Consider the following 23,258-nt stretch of genomic DNA (forward strand, 5'->3'; position numbering starts at 1 on the left):
CCTTATTAGAGAATTAATAGGGTGAGGAGAGTGAATAAAGTGGAATTACATATTGAAAAGATAAATAGAGAGATGGCTAGCGACATACTTAGTTGGGCGTATGAAAAGCCCTATGATTTTTACAATAACGAAGTAACGGATGAAGGGTTAGAGGAGCTACTCGATGGTTCTTACTATGCGCTTGTTGATGAATCGAAGGAATTAATTGGATTCTTTTGCATCGGAAAGGGTGCCCAAGTGCCTGCTGGGAATCGCTTTGGTGTTTACGCAGATGATTTTGTCGATATGGGGCTGGGTATGAATCCCAATCTTGTAGGTAAAGGAAATGGCTTTGAGTTTTGCTCATATATTGTTAAATATATTGAACAACATTATAATGGCATCCCCATCCGATTAACTGTAGCAACATTCAATCAAAGAGCCATCCATCTATATGAAAAGCTCGGTTTTGTGTTAGCAGGTGAATTTAGTAGCGATATTGGGGAATTTATAACAATGATTAAAAAAGTCTAAAAAAATCACCTAACTGTTTTCTAGTCAGTTGGGTGATTTTTTAGATTCGATTTAAACAGCTTACGCGTCTTCTTTTCCTACTAACCCAGAAGCAGCCATATCTTTGTCAGCGTGTCCTACATTAAGTGCACGTTGGAATCTTTGTAGTCCAGCATTTGTTATATCTACTTGTAATCCTTGCTGTTCTGCGGCTGTTACAACCAATTTTGCATCTTTTACTGCATTTGCAATTGAAAAACTGGTTGTATAATCATTTGTCAAAATAGCTTGTGCTTTTTGCTGAAAGAATGGGCTATCCATTGGTCCACCTGTTACTACATCTATAACTAATGCTGGATCAATTCCTAATTCTTTGGCAAGGCTTAAGCTCTCGGCAACGCCATTTGTCAAAGCGAAAACCCAACTATTTAATGCTAATTTCAAGCGACTGCTGGCTCCTGGTTCTTCAGAAACCCATACAGTGCGTTTTCCAATAGCATCAAAGATTGGTTCAATCAATTTTCTGTGTTGCGTTGAACCCGAAGCCAAAATAACAAGCTGACCTTGTTCTGCTGGCTGTTTTGTTCCTTGAACTGGGGCATCATAGAAAATTAACTCCTGATGATGGGCAAATGATGCTAATTCATCAATATTCACTCCAACTGTACTCATCTGAATCCAGATGGTCCCTTTTGATAAACTTTCCTTTACAGATTGCATTACTTCTAATACTACGGGGCCGTCTTTCAAAAGACTTATAATTACATCCGTGTCTTGAACTGCTTCCTGTGGAGAATCACATACAGTAACACCCATGGATTGGAGCTTATCAGATTTTGAACGTGTCCGATTCCAGACTCGTACATCAAACGCCTGCTTTTGTAAATTTGCGGCGACAGGAGCACCGATAATTCCTGTACCAAGCACAGCGATTGTTTTTGTTTCTTTACGATTAACCATTTGTATACCTCCTATGCGCTAGGTACGCTTTTTACATTGACTAAAACAACGCCTAAAATAATAATGATTGCACCAATGATATGAAAATAATAGAATGGCTCGTTTAAAATTAGCACGCCAGAAAGAATGGTAATCAAAGTGGCCACATTATTAAACACGCTTACTTGAATAACTGGTAATTTGGATACGGCATAAATAGACAGTAAAGAAGTGCCGAATGTAGATAGAACACCTAAAAATAAAATCGACAGTAGGTAGGGAACCTCTGTCAGAGAATCCACATATTCGCTTGCAGACCCACCGTTGATAAAATACACAGCGTTAAAGAACAAGAAGCCAATAAACATGGTATATAGCGTGATTTGGATTGGCGCCACCGTTTTTGTTGCACTTCTTGAGAGTATTTGCCAGATGGCAGTTGCGAGAATAGATACGATAATCAACAAGTTGCCAATTAGATGAAATTCATAGCCTCCCGAGCTATTCATTAGCTGTAAGAAAACAACACCAATAATACTTAAAGTGATTCCTATCCCTTGTATTTTTTGAATTTTTTCTTTCAGGAATATGCTTGCTAGTAGAACCGTTATAGCAGGAGCGATTGCTTGAATAATTCCTGCGTCTGTCACGGTTATTTGATTAAGTCCAAGTATCTGACTACTGAAAAAAAGAAGTGGATAAAATAGCGAGATAATCAAAACTAACATCACTTCTTTTCTATTTAACCTTAAGCTAACTGGTCTTATTGCTAGAAATAGAAGCAATCCGAGAAAGGCGAATGTAAATCGTTGTGCCAATATAAGTAATTGCCCTTCATATGTTAAAGAAATTTTAACAAACATAAAAGACAGTCCAATAATGATGGAAAAAGCTACGGCTGCTAATAAAGCGCTATGTTTTTTCATGCGTTCCCCCTCCTTCTTTTTTAGAATAAAGAAAGAATATCATAAATAATGAATTATTTTTTATTTGTGTATCGATACACATCAAATAAAGTGAAGCGTGGCTAGAATGGATTCATGGTAATCTATAGTTAGAGGAGGGATGACATGAGGAAGCATCAATTGGTTGCCAATAAAATTCTAGAAAATATCGAACGAGGGGAATATACGGAGCGCCTCCCATCTGTAAGAAAAATGATGGATGTCTTTGCGGTAAGTCAAGCTACAATGACGCAGGCACTGCAACATCTTGTTGATATGAATAAGATATACGCTCAGCCCAATGTAGGCTATTTTATTATTTCGAGAAAAACAGAGTCACCTGTTTTTAATGGGGTCTATGATTTTTCCACTGCCTCTACTTCATGGACAGATTTCCCGTTAGATAGCTATTCACAATGTTTGGAAACCGCTATTCACAATGAAAAAACAGAATTATTCACCTATGGACCAACAACTGGTAATGAGGAACTGAAAAGCTTATTTCAAAAATTATTAGCAGAAGATCAGATTTTCACTAAAAAAGAACAAATCATGGTAACAAGCGGTACACAGCAGGCTTTGCATATTCTTGCTTTAATGATAATGACTAAAAAGGAATCCATTCTAATAGAACAGCCAACCTATCATCAAATAATAAATTTGATTGAACGACTTCATTTGGATTATGTCACTTGCTATCGGGATTTAGACAGGATAGATTTAGGGGAAATGGAGGAAACCATTAAAAGTAAGCGTCCTAACTATGTTTATTTGATGCCACGGCTTCATAATCCGCTTGGTACTACTTTGGGAGAAGAGGAAAAATATATACTTTTAAACTATGCGAAAACGTACGATTTTTATATTATAGAAGATGATTATTTAGGTGATTTTGAAGGAAGCAATAGTTACAAGACGCTTTATGAAATGGATATGAATCAGCGGGTTATTTATTTAAAGAGCTTTTCTAAAATTATGTTCCCCGGTCAGCGATTAGGTATTGCAGTCTTGCCAGAAAAATTGATTGAGCCTTTTCACAGCTTTAAAGAAATTATTGATATTCATACAAATTCTTTAAGTCAAGTGATTATGCAGACGTTTATGGAAAGCGGACTATACGCACACCATAAAGATAAAATCGTGTTTAGGCATCAACAGAAAGCCAAAATGCTACGTAACGCACTAAAAACTTACTTTTCTAATTACCAATTTAACGATAATCACCAAATGCATACAGTAATCAAGCTTCCGAAACAAATAAATATGAATAAACTTCAGGAAGAACTAGCTAAGCGACATGTTTTAGTAGACGATTACAAAACAAATTATGTAGTCGGATATAAACAAAACCATAAGTTTCTCAAATTAAACACAACAAGTATCCCTGAGAATAAGATTAATGAAGGCGTTCAATTAATTCAGGAAGCGATAGAAGCAAGTAAAATACTTTGATATTGCATTAAAAAGCGAGGGGTTTTATGTCTATGCCAGTATTTGGAGAAAAGAAAAAGGCACAAGAGTACGTAAAAAGAAGCGCTGTATATTCAATAATATTTGATAAGTTAAAAGAGAATATTGCTATTATTGTGATAAACAGAGAGGATTATTTCCTTCCAGGTGGTGGAATTGAAGACAAGGAAGATCATCGCATGTGTATAAAACGGGAAGCTTTAGAAGAAATGGGAATGACAATTGAGCCCGTTAAGTATTTAGGGGATGCACACCAATATTTTTATTCCCAAAACGACTCAGAATATTACCTGAATGAAGGGCATTTTTATCTATGCGAGCAAGGCCATTATATTAGTGAACCTTTAGAAAAGGATCATGCTCTAATATGGATAAAGCCTTCTCTAACTATAGCAAAAATGGTTCATGAACATCAGGCTTGGGCGATAAAGAAAGCTATTGACGCATTAAATCTTGAAGCAAATCGAGCATTTAAAAAGACCACCTAGTATAATAGGCAGTCTACAGTCTGAGGTTGAGAAATTATTTTCTCAACCTTTTTATTCGGTGTTTTTTTTATTTTCACTCAATATTTTCTACATTTAAACACTTAGTTTCACAGTAATAGCCTTTGCCGCCAACATAAACTTTTTCTATTTCATTCTTGCTATTGGTTGCTAATTTAACTAATATTTCGGAAGGCGAATGTAAAGAATAACCTTGTTCAAATACATAGACTTCTTTTTGCGAGTAGTGCTGTTCATAAAGGTAGCAAGCTAATGCAGCGTTTGAAGTTCCAGTCGCTGCTTCTTCATTGATGTCATACAGTGGAGCAAAATTTCTGCATATAATTCGATTGTCATTAAAGGTATATAGATGCACCCCGATAACATTATAGTAATTGCTTATTTCTTTAATTTTTTCAAAATTAGGTTGCAGTGCATGTAATTGTGTTTCGCTTTTTATAGGAATTAAAATATCTTTTAAGCCCGTGGAGACAATTTGAATTGGGTATTTATTGTCTATAGCTTTAATGTCAAAACAGTCGATGAATTCGTTTGGAGATACAACTTCATAGAATATCGGTTTGTTTTGTTCCATGAATATGATGTCATCTTTTATGGTAATAGTAAGAACACCACTGTTCGTTTCTATCGTATAGCGATTCTTGAAAAGTTTATTTAAATGCATCAGTATCGCGAAAGAGCCAATTGTGGCATGACCACATAAATCAACTTCTTCTTTTGGTGTAAAATACTCAAATTTATAATCAGCAATTTCAGATTCAGATATAAATGCAGTTTCTGCATAGCCAAGTTGTTTGGCTATTTCCATTTTTTGAGTAGTGGTCAATGCATTCTCAATAAATACCACTCCTGCTTTATTTCCGCCCTTAAGATCCTTGCTAAATGCACTTGCAACATAAACGGATATTTTCATAAGACACCTTCCTTCCTCACTTATAGTAAATTGTAGCATAGAAAGCACTACGTATAAATGTTGTTGGATAAATTTTCCACAAAGCAAGAGACAAACTATTTTTTAGCATCTGAACTCTTCAAAAATAGTTTGTCTACAGTCTAAGACCACCTAATAGAATAGGTGGTCTATAGAAGCTTTGCATAAAGAAATTAATTCATCAACTAGAGCGTCTCATCCAATTTCTGAATCTTTGAGTGGGAAATTAAATATACATTGCCTATAATATCGATTTTGTCTCCCTTTACACGTACAGCGCAATCTTTGTTTGACGCGTAAATATTTATTTCTTCCGATAGGGGAGACAGTTCGTCTTGAACCAATGCAATGTTATTTTCAAGATCAAAATGAGAAAGGACGGAAAAATTGTCAAGACCGATTCCGTCGTAGACAGAGCTCGTTTCAACTTGATAACCAAAGTTTTTCGAGCATAACCATTTGGCGGACATGTTGATTGCACCAGCGCTTGCCCCCATCACAATGGCTGCACTTTTTTTAATCAAATCCGAAAATTCGTATTCAATTAAAAATCCATTTTGTTTAACAGTATTCCCACCCAACAAGAAAATGACTGAGGCATTTTGAATTAAAGCTTGGGCATCTTCCTTCTGTACGCGATAATTAATTAAATGATATTCATCAAACATAATGCCCACCTGGTCAAGCCACGAGCGTTCAATAGCACCATCATCTTCATCAAAAGATGGATTTGAGCTAATCATCACAAGCGATTTTCTATCAGTTATATCCTCCTGTAACGCCCTGCCTAGATTCTCTGGAAAAAAGTTGTTAAACCAACCTAAATAATAGTGAGTTTTCATAAGTCCCCCGTAGTAATGTGTATGTTCTGTTTGCTGTGTCCAATGTAATGGTTTGTGACACAATTTCATCCAAACTATCCGATTTGTATAAATTTATTTAAAAGGTATGATTTTATCCTGTATTAACAGGCTGTAAGACCCCCACTGATTGAAGGTTCACTTTATTTCAAATCTACAATTTCCCCTTATTTTTTCTATCTCAAGTATAGCATCTTATTTTTGGAAAAATAAGACTCGAATTTTCGGAAATTATAAAATATTATTAAATGGCATTAGAAAGGGAGGGTATTCGAGGAGAAATACATGCCTTATAAGTCGTCCTATCGTAATCCATATTTGGAAAGAGGGAACTTCTGGCATAGGCAGACTCATTTATTTACATTGCTATTTTATTATATTGACTATGCCCTTGCCCAAATTAGTGCGTTACAAATACGGACGATTGCTCAAAAAAATTCAAATGAAGCATGGAGCGTTTATATGAAAATTGCTGATGAGGGTGGTAATCTCTCTTTCCTTGATTTAGTGAATCTCTGAATTTTAATTCAGTTATTTTTAAGCTAATCCCATTGACTTTAATCAGAGTTCAGTCTTATTATATTTATATTGACTTAATTCATTATAAATAGTCATTAAAGGAGAAGAGCGTATGCCAAAGATCGTAAGTGAACAGGAGAAGGAGAATATCAAAAATGCAATGTATATTAAAGGAATAGAGCTCATTCGTAAGAAAGGCATGAAGCGAGTTACAGTTGACGATATTGCAGCAGCTGTGCAAATTGCCAAAGGTTCCTTCTATACTTATTATCATTCCAAGGAAGAATTTCTTTACCACATAATGAAGCAAAATGAGCAAGCTTTATTTGACCGAATTCTTGAAATCGGATCTAGCTCTGGGCACTTTAAGGAAAAGATTACGAATGCACTTCATGAAATTTACTTGGCTCCAGATAGTCTTGCACTCTATGTTCAGCCATCGGACATGGAATATTTGCTGCGCAAGCTACCAGAGCCTATTAGCAGAGAGGAACAGGATAAATCCAAAACTAATTTTCAGCGTACAATGAACGTCTTAGGAATAGGGGATGCTCAATGTGATTATAGCGTACTTGCGAATTTAATGGATGGTTTGCATTTTATCGCTTCTAATCAGAACCAATACGGTGAACAAGGAAGGGCAAAAGCATTAAGCATTCTTGTTGAAGCAATTGCTGAATATCTAAGCAAGTGCAAGCAGAATTCAATCAAAAATGGCTAGAGGAGGCATTCACATGAATCAATCTTTGATTATTTTCATAGCGGCTATTGCCTGCATCAGTATGGCGATTTATTGGTTTCTCTACACAAAGAAGCGTGCAGCAGCTTGTAAAATCCATACACCAAATGGAATAGATGAGGGCGAGTATGTGACGATTGGAGGAATCCAGCAGTTTTTATATCATCGTGGTAAAAATAAGGATCATCCCGTCCTCTTATTCCTGCATGGAGGTCCTGGCAGTCCGATGCTTCCTTTTGCCCAAGACTTTCAGTTTCCTTGGGAAGATAAAGTAACTGTCGTTCACTGGGAACAGCGAAACAGCGGTAAAACCTTCTTTGCGAATGATCCCCTGAAAGTCACGCCGACAACAACGATTGAACAAGCATTACAGGATACATATGAAGTTGTGAGCTATTTACAAAAAAAATATAACAAAGAGCGAGTCCTTCTGCTTGGTCATTCATGGGGTTCTATCTTAGGCAGTCTATTCACCTTGCAAAATCCGCAGATGGTTCAAGCCTATATTGGAGTTGGACAAGTAGTAAATATGTTTGAAAACGAACGAATTGGCTATGAGAAAGCATTGGAATGCAGCAGACAAGTTAAAAATCAGAAAGATATTAGCATCTTGCAGGCTTTAAGCCCTTATCCCGAGCCCCAATTTAGTGATGCCATGATCAAGAAGCTTATGAAACTCCGTAAATTGCAAGGTAAGTATAAGCTTGCGATGCAACCATCGCCTCAACTAGTCATGAGCGTACTATGTTCTCCATTTTATTCGTTCAAAGATATTAAATACATGTTAATGAGCGATGTACTAGAAATAAAACAGCGTGCTATTTTGGAATCTTTGTTTAGGTCCTATGATTTGAACATGGTAACATCAGACTATCAAGTTCCAGTATTCTATATCCATGGGGAGGATGACTGGCAAACTCCTTATTCACTTGCTCGCACATACTTTGATCAACTCAAGGCGCCAATGAAACAATTTTACTCCATACCAAATGCTGGACATGTGACGATGCTCGATCAGAAGGAGCTATTCAACGATGCTTTATTCGACATTATTGATCAAATCAAACATTACGAACAAAATTAAAATGAAAAATCTATATTAGATAATGAATTTTTAGGTAACTATATATCGAATTACGATAAATTAGCATGGGGAACTAAAGGAATTTTATTTAATCGAGATAAAGATGTAATTCAATTAATTGAACAGAGCAGTATACAATTTTATGCATTAGAGTTGACAAAGGGAGGGCATCCACAACACCCTCTCTATGTTAAATCGAATAAAGCCCCAGAGATATACAAAATTAACAAGGAAGAATAAGTGTATTGCACTAGCTCTAATTACCTCAGACTCAAGCTAGATTATTAAGAAAAGAATATGCATCGCAGCAATGTTTTCTGAAATTTCTGGGAGGATATAAATACTGTGCACACAGTTTTTTTAGAATTTAATTTACCTATAATAAAATAAGCGCGCTAAATTAAATTGAAAGGTGCAAAAACATGATTACAAATCAACAATTAGTAATAAACAACTTTGAAGAAAAATTAAAAGCATTTACTCATGTAGTTAGTGGAGAACTTATAAAGGAAGAAGATTACGTCATAGCAAATACAGAAGTTCCTACTAATACATTCAATATATTATTGCCGAAATCTCCAAATATCAAAAATACAGTTAAGATTAGACATGGAATCGATAATTTTTCTTATAAAGAATACCCCTTTAGTATTTGGATTGATGCTCAGTATTTAAACGATGATTGGAAAAATCTTATACAAGAATATGGCCTAAAAGAAGCGGAACGTAATGTAATGATGAAACTTGAAAACACGCTTTATGTTGGTCAAAGAAATTCCCTTCAGCTTGTGATTACTAATGTAAAAAATAATGAAGATCTTTTAAAGTATATAGAGGTATTTCTGAGTTTATTTGAAGGTACACCAGAAAAAGAGGCATTAGAAAGTTATTTTAATAAGTTTTCACAAATAAAATTAGGTTCAGAAGTTCAAATGTTTATTGGATGCATAGACGAAATGGCTGTAACTACTGGTTTATTAATAGAAAGCAAAGATAGTTATGGTATTTATGATGTGATGACAAAAGAAACATTTAGAGGTAAAGGATATGGCAGTGAAATGTTTCAATTTCTTCTAAATCAAACAAAGGATAAACAAAAACCAGTTGTATTACAGGCTTCAGATGATGGGAAAAATATCTATAAGCGCTTTGGATTTGTAGATGTTGGAGAAATGGTTGTTTTTGAATAAGAAGGTTTTCTTGCTTAAGCTAAAGAGCGTGTTTTGATTAATCTTTTTTCAAAACGCGCGCTCTCTCTTTTTTGTCCGTTTATCTAATGTTATTAGCATTAGAATAAGCTTTATTCTAAAACATCTTTATATATTTAATCAACTCATCATGATAAAAGTTACCAAAAGGGGGAATCTCAATATGGTAATCACTTAAACATAGTAGGCATAAGCTAATAATATATGTCGATTTGAAAGGGTGGATTGTACATGTTTCCACATGATTATTTTCAGTATTCTGAAGCAACACAGCAACAGCTTACATTCATACTTATACATGGTTCCTGGGCTGATGCTCACTTTTGGGACGGCGTAGCGGAGGTGCTGCGTAGTCAAGGGCATACCGTCTATACGCCAGAATACGCAGGGCATGGCAAAGATTCGAATAAAAATGTCACGCATGCGATGATTACGAAGTCAGTTGTTGATTTTATAACAAAACTGGACTTATGCGACTTTGTACTTGTTGGGCACAGTTTTGGGGGCACTATCATCCAAAAAGTTGCAGAACAAGTACCGGATCGGATAAAACGACTTGTTTTCTGGAATGCGTTTGTATTGAATGATGGTGAATCCGTTGTGGACGAGTTTTCGCCTCAAATGAGACAAGGCTTCGAACAACTCAGAGCCGGCTCGAAGGACGATACAATCATGCTGCCATTTCCGCTATTTCGGGATTCGTTCGTTAATACCGCCACGTTGGAGGAAGCCCAGCGTATATATGTAAGCATCACTCCTGAACCAGCTAAACCACTTTTTGAGAAACTTGATCTTAAAGCGTTCTACACATTGGCTACGCCCAAAAGCTATATCTTTTTCTCCAAAGACAACGCATTGCCACTAGAAGAGGGCTTCGGCTGGCATCCGCATATGTCCAAAAGGCTTGGTCAGTTCCGCCTAATTGTCGGGGATGGTGACCACTTTACAGACGCATATACAAGGCCAGCTATGGTGGCACATAAATTTTACGAGGCGGGTCGGGATTGAGCAATAAATTAAGCGAGATGCATTGGTGGGCATGAATAAGATTATTTTTTTAGCTATCGTTTTGATTCAGAGCGATAGCTTTTCTATTTATTGAAGGGATAAATTCCGCAGTGTAGGATACTTAGATAACACCGCATTGGAGGTAGAAAATGTGAAGGCAGCTATTAATAACACTATAGAACAAATGATTGTTAAAAATACGGGACTAGAGACTACAGTTGAGATAAGTAATTTAGAAATAAACGATGATGGTTTTAATAACGATATACCAATGTTTCATCTTAATTTTTTTAATGGAACAGAGAATTTTTCTAAGCCAGTTGTTCTGAAAAAATTCAGTCATAATATGAAGTTTAATAAAGAATTATCTATTTTAAAGAGCTTATCTATAAATAAGTACATTAATATTCCAAATTTTTATTTCGAAGATAAAGAAAACGGACTTTTGTTAATGGAACAAATAGAGGGAGTTACTTTGGACAAATACTTCATGGCCAGTGCTAATAATAGGGTGACAGCGTTTGAAATATTTGGTTCTACACTAGCGCATATTCATTCAATTGATATTCATGGGCTAAGTGATGGAGATTTTAAGGATGTATTTCCTATTAATCACTACATAGAGAATTTAAGAAATCGAATTGTGGAATTTGAAGATCCAATCTATATAAAGATACTGGCAAATATCGAGAAATCGTTCGAGGATGTAAAATTTACTAAGGTCCTAAATCATGGAGATTATCATTTTCAAAATACTATAATCACCAATGACAATACATTGTATATTTTAGATTGGGAAAAAGCCTTCCTGGGAGACCATCGTTTTGATATAGCTAATGCGCTTATTTCAGGGTACTCTTGGTTCGGAATAGACTTCAAAAAGCCTATGTTAAATGCCTATCAAAATAGCTATAACAAGAAAATTGAACACTTACAATGCTTCGAAGCATTATTATGTTTTGATTCATTTACAAGGGCAGCTTCATTAATATACGGAGCTGACGACTCACATATTCGAGATAGAACATTTGAATGGCTAAAGAGGCGCTATGAATTATTTGTAAAACATACAGGAGAAAGAATTGAAAAAGCTGAAGAATATTTATTTTCTAAGGGACTTACATTAAAAATGAAGTATATGCATCAGATGATGAATTTAGATAACATGGTAAAAGTAGAACTTCTAATGCGGTTGCCTAGAGTCTAGTTCAATTTTGTGCTCAAGTTCAATACTATTTGAGGCATAATAGTTTATCTGCGAATTTAGCAAAACCGTGAGGCTATATTCGCAGATATATTAAAGTGCTGTATACAATTACATCCAGGTAGCCCTACGTTTTTAACCTTTTAATGGCTTCTTCTGTTTGAAAAACTTCCTCATCTGTGTCAAGGCGTAATTGATTAAATATAGGCTCTTTACATTTCATAGCCTAGTTGCACGTGATGGTCAAGCTCCTTATTTACAATAAAAACTGCATCTCAATTGGAGATGCAGTTTTTTTGTGGAAAATTGGATTTTTAGTTTGTAATAGGTTAATCTGCTGGTCTTGGACCTCTATTGCCCTCTGTATTTTCTGAGGTTAAAATAGGCCGAACAGTAATATCCCCAATAACACGAATTTGACAAGATAGCCGCAAACAGTCTTCATATAAATTTTCATCAATATTTTTAATAGCAAAGGCATTTTTTTCTATGGTAGAAATATCTTTATATTCACCAGCTAACACTTCAACTCTACAAGTAGTGCATTTCGCCTTTCCACCACACTGATGAAAAATATTTATATCATTATCTTCAAGAGCTAATACTAATTTTTTGCCTTCCTCAACTTCAAAAGTTTTCCCTCCAAATACGGTGACAAATGGCATTTCTAAATACTCCCTTCATAATTTTAATGTTAAACGAAAGCAATCGTTACTATCATTTTGTATTGATTCGGTAAGTCTCATACTTAGAACATTTATGGCTTTGACAGACAGCAGAAAAGAGGCTATACGGAATTTCATTACAATGTATTATATCAAATAGCACATTCCTAGTTATAAAATGCTATGGGGAGTCTTGATAATAAGCTGTAAAAATTTTTACCGAAAATAAGGAAAGACCATTGCATTTACTTCCCAGCCAGCATAATATAAGTATATAGCTATATACAAATGTAATCACCTAGATTATTAGGTGATTTTATTTAAGATTATATATAAGTGAATGCTTATATAAGGAGTGCAGATACGATGGAAAACACACTAATTGAAAAACAGTTAAAAGCAGTAGCTGACTTAAATCGCATCAAATTGCTTGCATGTATGAAAAATGGGGAGGTATGTGTTTGTGATTTTGTAGATGTTTTAGGTATATCTCAACCAGCAGTTAGTCAGCATTTAAAAAAATTAAAGGAGGCAGGCATTATTACAGAGCGAAAAGTAGGAACTTGGAAACATTATCGTCTAGTGGAGGAGCAAACGCCATTGATGAAAGGGATTTTACAACAAATTCAACCTTTAACCAAATGCAATTGTGTTACGGATTGCTGCCATGTAGGAGGAAATGAAGATGAAGAATGAGTCTTTAACAAAGCAGCTTTCTTTTTTGGATCGTTACCTTACGCTTTGGATATTTGTGGCGATGGGAATAGGCGTTTTATTAAGTGTGACAATGCCCAGTATTGGGGAAACATTAGAATCGATGTCAGTTGGCACAACATCGATTCCGATTGCCATAGGATTAATTGTCATGATGTATCCACCGCTTGCCAAAGTTAAATATGAGGAAATGTGGCGTGTATTTAAAGACTGGAAGGTACTTTTACTATCGCTTTTTCAGAACTGGTTACTTGGCCCATTCTTAATGTTCTTTTTAGCAATCATCTTCTTGCATGATTACCCAGAATACATGGCTGGACTCATCATGATTGGCTTGGCTCGCTGTATAGCTATGGTCATTGTCTGGAATGATTTAGCACGCGGAGACCGCGAATACGTTGCTGGCTTAGTTGCTTTTAACTCCATCTTTCAAATTTTGACCTATTCGATTTTCGCATACTTTTTCTTAAATGTCTTACCCAGTTGGTTCGGTTTAGAAAACTTTCATGTATCGATCTCCATGTGGGAAATAACGAAAAGTGTTTTGATTTATTTAGGGATTCCATTTGCGGCAGGCTTCCTTACACGTTGGATAGGGATTAAAGCAAAAGGGAAAGAGTGGTATGAGGAAAAGTTCTTACCAAAGATTTCACCGCTTACTTTAATCGCACTTTTATTCACAATTGTGATGATGTTCGCTTTAAAGGGTGAGCAATTAGTTGAATTACCCCTCGATGTTGTACGAATTGCCGTCCCATTATTTATTTACTTTGTCATTATGTTTATTGTGTCATTCTTCTCTTCACGGAAAGCTGGCGCATCCTATCCTGTTACAGCAGCGCTTTCATTTACAGCTGCAAGTAACAACTTTGAACTAGCGATTGCCGTAGCTGTAGGTGTGTTTGGACTTCATAGTGGCGTGGCTTTTGCTGCTGTTATTGGACCACTGGTAGAAGTGCCTGTACTCATCGGACTTGTATGGGTTGCTTTACGTTGGAAAAAGAAATACTTTAAGGTTATTTAAGATTATTCAGGGTGAAATTAATCTAGCTGATAAATCAAATTTATGCTATTAATCAATGGACTGTTAGCGAAAGCTGGCAGTCCTTGGATCATGATGAAATAAATGAAGCCACATCTTGATTTGTTGGATTAAGAGGGAAATTAAGATGAGTTAAGACAAAGCTTTCAAAAACCATAGTAAAAAGATAACGTGAAGTAAATAAATAAGCCATTCCAAACTTTGGGGTGGCTTTACTTTTAAAGCTACTCTTAATTAAATGGATGACTTAAAAGCTTTGATATAAGAGCGTGTTTTGATCAATCTTTTTCAAAACATGCTCTTTAGATTTTTTTTATTTATACAGATAAATTTGCAAATTATTATTTTGATCGATTGTAGCTAAAATAACCTCACGAATGTTTACATTATATGTTGACGTAAGCTCATTCATTAACCAATCTTCCGTTAGCTTAGCTTTGTTTAACTCATGGCAATCAATTTTACCTTCTTTAATGAGGATAAGTGGGAGAAAAAAGGATTCTGGTACTATCTTTAGATCTGTTCGTGTTGGAGTTTGATGTTGCGGGTATAAGAAACTTGAAATAGATCCGTCTGGTTCCCATAATGCAAGAGCAACTTTTTGAATATCTTCCACCTTTTCTTTTCTTAACTCTGACAAGAGAAAATCAACAGAAATCCTTGCTTTTCGTAAGTTCGCAGGAACAATTTGTCCATTTTTAATAAGTGGAATTGGCGGTGGGTCTACAAAATGTCGAAACGTAATCGATTTCATACTTAATAATACACTGAGTAAATATAAAATAACTAAGGCTGACATGGTAATTATGGAACCTTTCATTCCTAATTCTTCATCAGACAGGGGATGAGCGATGATATTACCAATAGTTATTGCCATAACAAAGTCGAGTAATCTCAATTGTGAAATAGAACGTTGCCCCATAATTTTTGTCGAAAAAAGTAAAAAGAAAAAAGCAACCATCGCTCTTATAATCCATTGAATAACTGTAAGCGATTCTTGTCCATGAAAAAAATCCACCATGACCCGTCCTTTCTTTAAGTTTTCAATGTCTCCTTATTATGTGTTTGTCACAAATAATTATTAGTGATAAATGCTATTGAACCATTTTTAGTACTAATCCAAAAAATGTTCAGTATTGTTTCAAGGCAATTTCGGATACTAAAGCTGTTTCAAAATAAATTGATTAAGAAGGGAGGCAATATTAGTGAAATTCTTTACATGGGGTATAATTGGGGCTGTTATTTTAGGTGTAGCTACAAGTTTAAAAAAAGGGAATTTTCAACAATTCACAAAAAACATGCCAAATAAATTAAATTCACAGAACGCACAACAAATGGCGCAGCCTTTACAAGCTGTAGCTAATAGTTTATCTGAGAATATAGTAAAGCAGTAATGCTGTTTTGTTGAAATTTTTTACTATAGACCAGCATGATTTTGTTGGTCTATAGCTTTTACATAAAATTATCTAAAAGGCGACCTACCATAATAAAATTTTTAAAGTTGCTTAACAAAATAATTAAAGAGATGGAAGAATTTCTGATAGAGGAATTGGGACATATAAAATAGTTAACTTGTACTGTTTAAGTAAGTATAATAAAATATTATGTGTAAAAATCAGGTAAAAAACTCTTAACATACAAATGGAGCCATATGATAAAACCAGATATTGGTATGCAGGGGCTTTACAAGATTGTTTCAATATAGTCACAAAGTAATGGGGGAAGTAGTATGTTTATAGTTAAAACAGTTATTTTATGGATCATTATTTCAACTATGATTAATGCATATTTAATGACATTACCAATACCTGTTTTACGAAAAAGAGATTATCCAGCTAACTATCTTATTCGACAAAACAATCGAATAGATTTTCAAAATAATACGGAATGTGCAGCATTTTCAACAGCGTATTTGTTGCGTCATTTTGGTATGGAGGCTGAGGGGGAAGCGCTATATAAGCATTTTCCTAGTAAAACGAGGGCGGGCAATGTATATCCAAAGGGAATTCGTACGATGTTAAGAAAAAAGGGCTTTAAAACAAACTATTATAAAGGAACTATAAGTACATTAAAGTATGAAGTTAGTAAAGGAACACCCGTAATTGTTTTTATTAAAGTGCAGAAGGATCGTAATTATTTGCATTTTGTCCCTGTCGTAGGCTATGACGAGGAGTATATTTACCTTTCAGAATCATTAAAGCATCTGGTGAATTGTGAAGATGAACACAAGAGCTATAATCGAAAGATTCCGATTAATGAATTTAAAAAACTGTGGGATGTAAAGAGGGTTGATATGATTCTTTATAGTAATACTTACATAACCGTAGATGTCATACAGAACTAATATTAATGGCGAAGAAAAAACACCAATAAACTAGAATTATATGATTCAAATTATAGAAGAGTGCAATCCGCGCCGAAAAAGCTGCATAGGAAAACAAACTACGAGGAGAGATTGGATTTGAGACATTATCTTGTTCCATATAACCGAAACGAAGAAGATGATCCACTTTTTGATGAATTTACATATGGTCATCAAGAAAGCAGATTAAATAAAGTTCAAGTAGGAGAATATTTGTTTTTTCATACAAAGGTGTTAGAAAAGAGATATATTACTGCATACTATCAAGTTTTTGAAAAAAAGAGTGTTAAAGAGATTAGACAAGATCCTTACATCAATAAAAAATACCGTAATCATCATATTTTTAATGGGAACGAAACAGATATCGTTATATTTGGGCATCCAGTATATTCATATATCTTGGAGAAACCGTTGCTGTTAAGTCCAGAATTACTTTATAAGTTAGTTGGTGATAAGAAAGTTAATCAAGGAAAATTGATAATGAACTTTGGAGCAGAAGAGGAACTATTAAAGTTAATCGATGATCATCAGCAGATGCCTTTGCATGAGGTTTCTTTGACCACAGAAGATATTTATCACCTAAGGGAGAAAGACATCGAAGACTTATTATGTAACAATCCAAAATTATTAGGAGAAAATTTAACATATCTCCAAAGACAAAAAAGCTTCGATGATAAGTCTATTTTAGATGTTTTATTAACGGATGATAAAGACCTTGTTATCGTAGAAATAAAAAAAGGATTAATAAATCAAGATGTTTATTCACAAATAAAAGGGTATATAAATAACTTGAAAATTGAAAAACCAAACCAAAATGTTCGAGGAATTATCGTATGTAGAGGGTTTGATTCTGAACAATCTAAAAATTTTTATACAGAAAAAATTAGTAAAGGTAAAATTGAGGTATTTGTGCATGCTTGGAAATTTGATTTAAAAATGATAAGCGCCTTAGATTTATTGAATGTTTAAAATCAATCCTTACACGTTGGATTGGAATCGAAAAGGTCTTATCGAAGATTGTACTGTAAAACTAGCAATAGTTTGTACAACAAGATTGGGTTTCAACAGAAGACAAAATCGTTCATATGGATATTTTATAAAGTGAATACTTTGAGATACAAAGAAATTCTCCAAAAATAATTAAATAGAAATTTGGGTAGCAAAAGTTTAATAAGCAAAACATTTTATCGAAACCATGGAAAATCTAAATTAGATAGTTCCATGGTTTTCTTTTTAAATATATAAAAATGGTCATTAATTAATAGAAATGGAAACTAATATGATATAAACTTAAAATAAGGGGGAATATACAGTGGATTTTTACGTTAGAAACTATCAAGAACAAGATTGGGATTCAGCAGTGCGATTATATAAAAAATTAATCAAATGCGAAGAGAATGTTATCTACTGGTGGCCGGGTCCTGAAAACACATGGGAAGATGTACACTGCGTTTTTCACAACGGAGCAATGATTGCAAAAGGGCAAGTGGAAGTGATTAATATGGTTTCGAAAGATTACCTAGGAGATGCCAACCATTTAATCTATGTAAATATCAAAGTTGATCCAGATTGGGAAAGTTTTGAAGCGGTTATGGATATTCTTTACGACCGTTTACTGCAAAGGGCTAAGTTACTCAAGAATAAACTACCATCAAAGTTTCCTACAAAATTATGTGTGGGTAACTATGCAACTGAAATAATAGATAATTCTTATTTTGAATCAAAAGGATTTAAACATTTCGAGAGTCTTTATTGGATGAGTATGGAAAAATATAAGGATTTATCTCCAATAAACTTTAAGCTAACCAATGTAAATATAAAACATTGGGATATGAACACCCATGAAGAAGAAATAAAATATTTGCAGGTGGAAAACACAATTTGGCCAGAGAACCCTACAGGATTAGGGAAACTCCATGAATATAAAAGAAATCCATATTGGACTTCCATTACAGCTTTTTACAACGATGAAATCATTGGCAGTGTTATGGCTTGGAAGGAACAAGATCAGAATATAGGCATAATAGAAAATGTTTTTGTTAAGCCCGATTGGAGAGGTCATGGTCTTGCGAAACATTTAATAATAGAAGGAATCCGTCATTTACAAAAATGTGATCTTGATTACATAGAGCTTCTTGTTGAAACTAAAAATGAATCTGCGTTAAAGCTTTATCAATCCATTGGATTTAAAATTAAAAAAGAAGAAAAAAGATTTTGGATTAATATATAAGGGGGATACCCAAGAGAATGAAATCTGTAAGCGATTTTGAAAAAATAATAAAAAAAGACAAAATTGATAGTGTCATTGTACAGAAGAATAATACCGTGATTTTTGAATACTATCGAAACAATAGAATGAAAGACAAACAACATAAAATATATTCTGTTACAAAAAGCGTCTTATCCGCATTGATGGGAATTGCGATTGACAAAGGTTTTATCGAAAATGTAAACACGCCAATAATTCATTATTTTCCGGAATTTGATAAAGATAATGAAAATGAGAGAATTACAATTAAGCATCTGCTGACAATGACTTCAGGATTACACTATCCAGGTAATAATGCTATGATTCCCAGCAAAAATTGGGTCAATTTTGTACTGCAGCAGGACATTGCCCATCCTCCTGGAAAGGAAATGGTCTACAGTTGTGGTTCTTCACAATTATTAAGTGCAATCTTACAAAAGACTACTGGATTAAATACAGAAGCCTTCGCTAAAAAGCATTTATTTACACCTCTAGGAATAACAGATTATAAGTGGAACAGTGATGCTCAAGGTATCACCATTGGTGGATTCGGATTAATGATGAAAACGGCTGATATGTTAAAAATCGGTACACTTTATTTAAATAATGGCGTATGGAAATCCAAACAAATCGTGCCATATCAGTGGATTGAGGAATCGACAAGTCCAAAGATCAAAACTGATGATAATTATGCATACGCATACCATTGGTGGAACATATCATACGACAATCAAGTAGGTAGAATTTTTTTTGCGTTTGGATATGAAGGACAGTATATTATTGTCGCACCAGACTATCAATTGGTAACCATCTTCACAAGTAATTTTAAAGATGGCGCAGCAAAACCTTTACAATATTTTAAGGACTATATATTAGATGAGTAGATTAGAAATCAATTTTGAAAAACTGTATCAAAAATGAATTTAAATGGACGGTAGGAACATAAAAACAATATGTGTCGTTTTATTAAAAATCCTGTGTTGATATACAGGATTTTTCTTATTCTACCAACAGACTATTTTATTTGCTGTGAAAAAGTATATGAAATAAAGTTTAACATTCCCACTACTTGAGCGTATTTCAATGTCGCTTTGCATTAATTCCTTTCCATTAACAATACCAGAAGATCCTTTATTTACGACGACTTCTTCCGCCTCTGTTGAACAGCCTACAAGCAAAATTAGTAATTCCTCACTCCATAAACTTGATGATAGTAGATAGCGTAAGTCAAGTTTTAAATTTTTTGCAATAGGATGTTTAAATTACTTGAAAGTGACCTTGCGTCATCTTTTATACTGTTATTTCAATCTGCTCCGCCATCTTTTTTCCCATTATAAACAAAATTCCCCAATGAGATAGACTTTTTTCAAAGTGTCTATCTCATTGGGGACAGTTTATTTTTTTTTATGAAAATACTTTAATATACGAATGATATATGTTATATTACAACTATAACATATATCATATAGAGAGGAGGAGGGATTCCTTTGATTATTCATTTGGAGTTTGAGTCTAAAACACCAATTTATATACAGCTTATCCATTGTATTATTGCAGGTATTGCAAAGCAGGAGCTTCTTCCAGGGGAGCGATTACCATCTGTTCGTTCATTAGCAGCAGATATAGGAATCAATTTACACACGGTAAACAAAGCGTATAAAGAGCTAGAACAAAAAGGATTTATTTTAAATCATCGTCAAAAAGGGGTGCTAGTTAATCCAGAGGGAATTCCAAAGGCAGATGCATCTTTTCAGGAAGAAATGACAGAAATATTACATCCGCTTATTGCAGAGGCAATTTGTCGAGACGTCAATAAAGAAGATTTTATGAAGCTTTGTGAAGAGATTTTTACTTCATATGTTAACGAGGAGGGCAACTAACCGATGAATCATATCATTTGGATTTCAATTATTTTATTCATACCTATTTTTTTCATTTTGATTGGTATGCCGTATTGGACACGACGTACAGAGAGTTTTGGCGTTTCTATTCCGTCTGATGTCTTTATGGATGAAAAACTAAAAAAAATGCGAAAACAATATGCTTCAGCTATGACAGCTTTTAGTATTGTTATCTTATTTATTTTTTATTTTATCGTAGGAAAGTATTTATCAAACGATGAGGAGACAATGGGGATTGTTTTATTGATCACTATACTTGGTTTTATGATTATTTCATTTTTAATCTATATAGTGTTTCATAAGCAAATGAAACAACTTAAAGAAATGGAGAAATGGAATGAACAAAGACAACAGAAGATTATACTACAAACCAATTTTTATCAGCAAAAATTAACTCATTCTAATTACTGGTTTTTAATTGCTTTTGCTATAGTAGCTGTCACGCTATTTATTACCTTTACTGAGTATGGGAGAATTCCTGAACGGATTCAAATACAATATGATTTCTTTGGTGGTGTTAACAATTGGGTAGAAAAATCATATCGATCTGTCTTAATCATGCCCATAACACAAATCTATATGATTGCTTTATGCATGTTTATTAATTGGATGATTGGAAGATCAAAACAACAGCTGAATGCTCAAAATCCAGATGGATCAATAAAACAAGACATTATTTTTCGTAGAAGGTGGTCGGTTTTCCTAATTGCTAGTGGAATCTTGCTAACAGCTCTTTTAAGTGTAATCCAGCTAAAATTTATTTATTCGATTTTAACAACTTATGTGACTGTGATTTCATTAATGATTACAACAATCATGATTATTGGTGTGATTGTACTTACCATTACAACTGGGCAGGGTGGAAGTCGTGTGAAACATGTAAGAGCGACAGATGATACAGTGATAAATCGTGATGACGATCAATATTGGAAGCTTGGTCAATTTTATTTTAATCGAAAAGATCCCTCATTGTTCTTAGAAAAACGGTTTGGAGTTGGCTGGACAATCAATTTAGCAAATCCGCTTGCTTGGTTAACTTTACTCGGAATTATTGTAATAGTTGCTGGCACACCAATAATACTAAGTAGATAGGAGAGAAAAAAATGGATGTTTTTGCAGACAAAAGAAACAAAGATACAAAATTTAATGAATTTCAAACTAATATACGAGGAGGTTACTTATGACAAAGCAAAAAAGTATTAAAGGCCTATTAATTTATTTATTGATTGGAATCATTGCACTATTTCCCTTATATCTATTTGGACTATCGTCACTAACGACAAATCCGACCCAATTAGAGCAATTGAGTGAGAAGGGGATTTCAGGACCACCTGAAATGTTAGCCTTATTCTCCATAATTCCAAATTTTATTTTATTAATAATTGCTCTTGTCATTGGATTTTTCACTGCTCATAAAGTAGGTTTAAAATCTGTAATTATTCACCCGAATGCTAGAGGAAAATCAAAGTCAGAGTGGATAAAAGGGATTAAACTAGCTATAATACTAGGTTCGATTGCAGGAGTCGTTTTGAGGGGATTCGATTATCTTTTACTGCCGTTATTACCAGATGTTATTGTAGAACTATTGCAACCTTATAATGCATTAGAATTTTTATCAGCTTTACTCTACGGAGGGATTGTTGAGGAACTACTAATCCGTTTCGGGTTTATGAGCTTGTTAGTTTTTGTTTTATGGAAACTATTTGATCGAAAATCGGCAAAACCTTCTAACTGGGTCTTTATCCTTACCATATTCATTAGCACATTATTATTTGCATTAGGTCACTATGGCCCAACCGCAAATGCGACAGAAATGACAGCATTCATTTGGTTTCGAATGATTTTCTTGAATGGTTTTGCCGGCTTGTTCTTTGGTTGGATTTATTGGAAGCTCAATCTAGAACTTGCCATGCTTGCGCATATGTTTACGCATATTATCATGAATTTACTAATGATGATTCTCTCATTTTCTATGTAAATACATACAGTGAAAATAAACTTTGAAAATTTGCTTGTAGAAAATGTATCTGTATAAGGATATAGACAGGAAAGGATGAGGTTACATGATTGAAAACAGCAATTGGATATACTGCCCAATTTGTAATTCAAAGACACGTACGAAGGTATGTACCGATACAATATTAATTAGCTTTCCTCTTTACTGTCCTAAATGTAAACAAGAAAGTTTAGTTAACATAAAAAAATTTAAAATTACCATAATTAAAGAGCCAGACGCTAAGACGCAGAGCTGATAATTTTGAGGTTAATATATCTCATTTTATCAGCTCTTTTTATAGAAATTTAGGTTTATTCATCAATTTACATAATGAGGGGAGAATACATATGAATGAAACCTACGTATAAAAAAAGCCTATCTAGAGAAACTAAGGCAAGAAGAGGCTTCGCAGTTATATAAAAGAGA

The 23,258-nt window shown here is 34.2% G+C and carries 27 protein-coding genes; 21 read left to right on the top strand and 6 right to left on the bottom strand.

What is annotated here, in order from left to right:
• Positions 1–39 precede the first annotated feature (39 nt).
• The gene (locus TY13_RS04875; RefSeq protein WP_042472581.1) at positions 40–513 is read left to right on the top strand and encodes a GNAT family N-acetyltransferase; all 474 of its coding nucleotides are present in this window, start codon (positions 40–42) and stop codon (positions 511–513) included.
• A gap of 60 nt (positions 514–573) precedes the next feature.
• Here the strand turns inward: TY13_RS04875 and TY13_RS04880 are convergent, their stop codons facing one another.
• Entirely contained in the window at positions 574–1,452 is an 879-nt protein-coding gene (locus tag TY13_RS04880) for an NAD(P)-dependent oxidoreductase (RefSeq protein WP_042472584.1), read from the bottom strand.
• An 11-nt stretch (positions 1,453–1,463) separates the two neighbouring features.
• On the bottom strand, positions 1,464–2,357 hold the full coding sequence (locus tag TY13_RS04885; protein ID WP_042472587.1) for a DMT family transporter: 894 nt from the start codon (positions 2,355–2,357) through the stop codon (positions 1,464–1,466).
• A gap of 144 nt (positions 2,358–2,501) precedes the next feature.
• On the opposite strand from TY13_RS04885, the gene TY13_RS04890 reads away from it, so the two are divergent.
• Both TY13_RS04890 and TY13_RS04895 read left to right on the top strand, forming a co-directional pair.
• Positions 2,502–3,827: an aminotransferase-like domain-containing protein gene (locus TY13_RS04890; RefSeq protein WP_042472590.1), complete on the top strand. Its 1,326-nt coding sequence runs from the start codon at positions 2,502–2,504 to the stop codon at positions 3,825–3,827.
• Positions 3,828–3,859: 32 nt separating this feature from the next.
• The gene (locus TY13_RS04895; protein WP_052344223.1) at positions 3,860–4,333 is read left to right on the top strand and encodes an NUDIX hydrolase; all 474 of its coding nucleotides are present in this window, start codon (positions 3,860–3,862) and stop codon (positions 4,331–4,333) included.
• 73 nt (positions 4,334–4,406) lie between these two features.
• On the opposite strand, the gene TY13_RS04900 is transcribed toward TY13_RS04895, so the two are convergent.
• Positions 4,407–5,264: a PhzF family phenazine biosynthesis protein gene (locus TY13_RS04900; protein WP_042472595.1), complete on the bottom strand. Its 858-nt coding sequence runs from the start codon at positions 5,262–5,264 to the stop codon at positions 4,407–4,409.
• A 203-nt stretch (positions 5,265–5,467) separates the two neighbouring features.
• The gene (locus TY13_RS04905) at positions 5,468–6,124 is read right to left on the bottom strand and encodes a Type 1 glutamine amidotransferase-like domain-containing protein (RefSeq protein ID WP_042472597.1); all 657 of its coding nucleotides are present in this window, start codon (positions 6,122–6,124) and stop codon (positions 5,468–5,470) included.
• 303 nt (positions 6,125–6,427) lie between these two features.
• Here TY13_RS04905 and TY13_RS04910 point away from each other — a divergent pair, with 303 nt between their 5' ends.
• The 7 genes from TY13_RS04910 to TY13_RS04935 all read left to right on the top strand — a co-directional run bounded on the left by TY13_RS04910 (position 6,428) and on the right by TY13_RS04935 (position 11,907).
• Positions 6,428–6,661, top strand: coding sequence for a hypothetical protein (locus TY13_RS04910; protein ID WP_042472599.1), 234 nt, complete (start codon positions 6,428–6,430; stop codon positions 6,659–6,661).
• A 112-nt stretch (positions 6,662–6,773) separates the two neighbouring features.
• A complete protein-coding gene (locus tag TY13_RS19675; protein ID WP_052344224.1) occupies positions 6,774–7,382 on the top strand; it encodes a TetR/AcrR family transcriptional regulator in 609 nt (202 codons plus the stop codon).
• 13 nt (positions 7,383–7,395) lie between these two features.
• Positions 7,396–8,484, top strand: coding sequence for an alpha/beta fold hydrolase (locus tag TY13_RS04920; RefSeq protein WP_081796922.1), 1,089 nt, complete (start codon positions 7,396–7,398; stop codon positions 8,482–8,484).
• Positions 8,485–8,526: 42 nt separating this feature from the next.
• Complete coding sequence (locus tag TY13_RS21105) at positions 8,527–8,724, top strand: DUF1643 domain-containing protein (RefSeq protein WP_268258005.1); 198 nt, start codon at positions 8,527–8,529, stop codon at positions 8,722–8,724.
• A gap of 182 nt (positions 8,725–8,906) precedes the next feature.
• Positions 8,907–9,674 (top strand): GNAT family N-acetyltransferase, encoded by a 768-nt coding sequence (locus tag TY13_RS04925; RefSeq protein WP_042472602.1) that lies wholly within the window; start codon positions 8,907–8,909, stop codon positions 9,672–9,674.
• Between the two features lie 249 nt (positions 9,675–9,923).
• Positions 9,924–10,700, top strand: coding sequence for an alpha/beta hydrolase (locus tag TY13_RS04930; RefSeq protein WP_042472605.1), 777 nt, complete (start codon positions 9,924–9,926; stop codon positions 10,698–10,700).
• 151 nt (positions 10,701–10,851) lie between these two features.
• On the top strand, positions 10,852–11,907 hold the full coding sequence (locus TY13_RS04935) for a phosphotransferase family protein (protein ID WP_042472606.1): 1,056 nt from the start codon (positions 10,852–10,854) through the stop codon (positions 11,905–11,907).
• A 326-nt stretch (positions 11,908–12,233) separates the two neighbouring features.
• Here TY13_RS04935 and TY13_RS04940 read toward each other — a convergent pair whose 3' ends face one another.
• The gene (locus TY13_RS04940) at positions 12,234–12,569 is read right to left on the bottom strand and encodes a 2Fe-2S iron-sulfur cluster-binding protein (RefSeq protein ID WP_042472609.1); all 336 of its coding nucleotides are present in this window, start codon (positions 12,567–12,569) and stop codon (positions 12,234–12,236) included.
• Positions 12,570–12,935: 366 nt separating this feature from the next.
• Here TY13_RS04940 and TY13_RS04945 point away from each other — a divergent pair, with 366 nt between their 5' ends.
• A complete protein-coding gene (locus TY13_RS04945) occupies positions 12,936–13,265 on the top strand; it encodes an ArsR/SmtB family transcription factor (protein ID WP_042472612.1) in 330 nt (109 codons plus the stop codon).
• Positions 13,255–14,307: an ACR3 family arsenite efflux transporter gene (gene arsB / locus TY13_RS04950; RefSeq protein ID WP_042472614.1), complete on the top strand. Its 1,053-nt coding sequence runs from the start codon at positions 13,255–13,257 to the stop codon at positions 14,305–14,307. The genes TY13_RS04945 and arsB overlap by 11 nt, the downstream gene beginning before the upstream one ends.
• Positions 14,308–14,638: 331 nt before the next feature.
• Here arsB and TY13_RS04955 read toward each other — a convergent pair whose 3' ends face one another.
• On the bottom strand, positions 14,639–15,343 hold the full coding sequence (locus TY13_RS04955; RefSeq protein ID WP_042474090.1) for a DUF421 domain-containing protein: 705 nt from the start codon (positions 15,341–15,343) through the stop codon (positions 14,639–14,641).
• Between the two features lie 187 nt (positions 15,344–15,530).
• On the opposite strand from TY13_RS04955, the gene TY13_RS04960 reads away from it, so the two are divergent.
• The 9 genes from TY13_RS04960 to TY13_RS20030 all read left to right on the top strand — a co-directional run bounded on the left by TY13_RS04960 (position 15,531) and on the right by TY13_RS20030 (position 23,088).
• Positions 15,531–15,719 (top strand): hypothetical protein, encoded by a 189-nt coding sequence (locus TY13_RS04960; RefSeq protein WP_042472616.1) that lies wholly within the window; start codon positions 15,531–15,533, stop codon positions 15,717–15,719.
• A gap of 335 nt (positions 15,720–16,054) precedes the next feature.
• Positions 16,055–16,669, top strand: coding sequence for a cysteine peptidase family C39 domain-containing protein (locus tag TY13_RS04965; RefSeq protein ID WP_042472619.1), 615 nt, complete (start codon positions 16,055–16,057; stop codon positions 16,667–16,669).
• A 117-nt stretch (positions 16,670–16,786) separates the two neighbouring features.
• On the top strand, positions 16,787–17,656 hold the full coding sequence (locus tag TY13_RS19680) for an endonuclease NucS domain-containing protein (RefSeq protein WP_052344225.1): 870 nt from the start codon (positions 16,787–16,789) through the stop codon (positions 17,654–17,656).
• 343 nt (positions 17,657–17,999) lie between these two features.
• Positions 18,000–18,917 (top strand): GNAT family N-acetyltransferase, encoded by a 918-nt coding sequence (locus TY13_RS04975; protein WP_042472620.1) that lies wholly within the window; start codon positions 18,000–18,002, stop codon positions 18,915–18,917.
• A gap of 17 nt (positions 18,918–18,934) precedes the next feature.
• On the top strand, positions 18,935–19,819 hold the full coding sequence (locus TY13_RS04980) for a serine hydrolase domain-containing protein (RefSeq protein WP_042472623.1): 885 nt from the start codon (positions 18,935–18,937) through the stop codon (positions 19,817–19,819).
• A gap of 603 nt (positions 19,820–20,422) precedes the next feature.
• Positions 20,423–20,815, top strand: a complete 393-nt coding sequence (locus tag TY13_RS04985; RefSeq protein WP_042472624.1) for a GntR family transcriptional regulator — start codon at positions 20,423–20,425, stop codon at positions 20,813–20,815.
• Between the two features lie 3 nt (positions 20,816–20,818).
• Positions 20,819–21,928 (top strand): DUF1648 domain-containing protein, encoded by a 1,110-nt coding sequence (locus tag TY13_RS04990; protein ID WP_042472627.1) that lies wholly within the window; start codon positions 20,819–20,821, stop codon positions 21,926–21,928.
• A gap of 88 nt (positions 21,929–22,016) precedes the next feature.
• Positions 22,017–22,814, top strand: a complete 798-nt coding sequence (locus TY13_RS04995; protein ID WP_042472629.1) for a CPBP family intramembrane glutamic endopeptidase — start codon at positions 22,017–22,019, stop codon at positions 22,812–22,814.
• 85 nt (positions 22,815–22,899) lie between these two features.
• Positions 22,900–23,088 carry a cysteine-rich KTR domain-containing protein gene (locus TY13_RS20030; protein ID WP_230199382.1) on the top strand — a complete coding sequence of 63 codons (189 nt, stop codon included), beginning with the start codon at positions 22,900–22,902 and terminating at the stop codon, positions 23,086–23,088.
• The last annotated feature ends 170 nt before the right edge of the window (positions 23,089–23,258 follow it).

It is taken from the genome of Bacillus ndiopicus (genome assembly GCF_000612805.1).
GTDB classification, from domain to species: Bacteria; Bacillota; Bacilli; order Bacillales_A; family Planococcaceae; genus Metasolibacillus; species Metasolibacillus ndiopicus.

Coding starts and splice junctions, on each gene's coding strand:
- TY13_RS04920 (WP_081796922.1), top strand. CDS start 7,396: ATGAATCAATCTTTGATTATTTTCATAGCGGCTATTGCCTGCATCAGT.
- TY13_RS04990 (WP_042472627.1), top strand. CDS start 20,819: ATGAATCATATCATTTGGATTTCAATTATTTTATTCATACCTATTTTT.
- TY13_RS19675 (WP_052344224.1), top strand. CDS start 6,774: ATGCCAAAGATCGTAAGTGAACAGGAGAAGGAGAATATCAAAAATGCA.
- TY13_RS04930 (WP_042472605.1), top strand. CDS start 9,924: ATGTTTCCACATGATTATTTTCAGTATTCTGAAGCAACACAGCAACAG.
- TY13_RS20030 (WP_230199382.1), top strand. CDS start 22,900: ATGATTGAAAACAGCAATTGGATATACTGCCCAATTTGTAATTCAAAG.
- TY13_RS04905 (WP_042472597.1), bottom strand. CDS start 6,124: ATGAAAACTCACTATTATTTAGGTTGGTTTAACAACTTTTTTCCAGAG.
- TY13_RS04890 (WP_042472590.1), top strand. CDS start 2,502: ATGAGGAAGCATCAATTGGTTGCCAATAAAATTCTAGAAAATATCGAA.
- TY13_RS04925 (WP_042472602.1), top strand. CDS start 8,907: ATGATTACAAATCAACAATTAGTAATAAACAACTTTGAAGAAAAATTA.
- TY13_RS04885 (WP_042472587.1), bottom strand. CDS start 2,357: ATGAAAAAACATAGCGCTTTATTAGCAGCCGTAGCTTTTTCCATCATT.
- TY13_RS04910 (WP_042472599.1), top strand. CDS start 6,428: ATGCCTTATAAGTCGTCCTATCGTAATCCATATTTGGAAAGAGGGAAC.
- TY13_RS04940 (WP_042472609.1), bottom strand. CDS start 12,569: ATGCCATTTGTCACCGTATTTGGAGGGAAAACTTTTGAAGTTGAGGAA.
- TY13_RS04995 (WP_042472629.1), top strand. CDS start 22,017: ATGACAAAGCAAAAAAGTATTAAAGGCCTATTAATTTATTTATTGATT.
- TY13_RS04980 (WP_042472623.1), top strand. CDS start 18,935: ATGAAATCTGTAAGCGATTTTGAAAAAATAATAAAAAAAGACAAAATT.
- TY13_RS04880 (WP_042472584.1), bottom strand. CDS start 1,452: ATGGTTAATCGTAAAGAAACAAAAACAATCGCTGTGCTTGGTACAGGA.
- TY13_RS04945 (WP_042472612.1), top strand. CDS start 12,936: ATGGAAAACACACTAATTGAAAAACAGTTAAAAGCAGTAGCTGACTTA.
- arsB (WP_042472614.1), top strand. CDS start 13,255: ATGAAGAATGAGTCTTTAACAAAGCAGCTTTCTTTTTTGGATCGTTAC.
- TY13_RS04895 (WP_052344223.1), top strand. CDS start 3,860: ATGCCAGTATTTGGAGAAAAGAAAAAGGCACAAGAGTACGTAAAAAGA.
- TY13_RS04900 (WP_042472595.1), bottom strand. CDS start 5,264: ATGAAAATATCCGTTTATGTTGCAAGTGCATTTAGCAAGGATCTTAAG.
- TY13_RS04965 (WP_042472619.1), top strand. CDS start 16,055: ATGTTTATAGTTAAAACAGTTATTTTATGGATCATTATTTCAACTATG.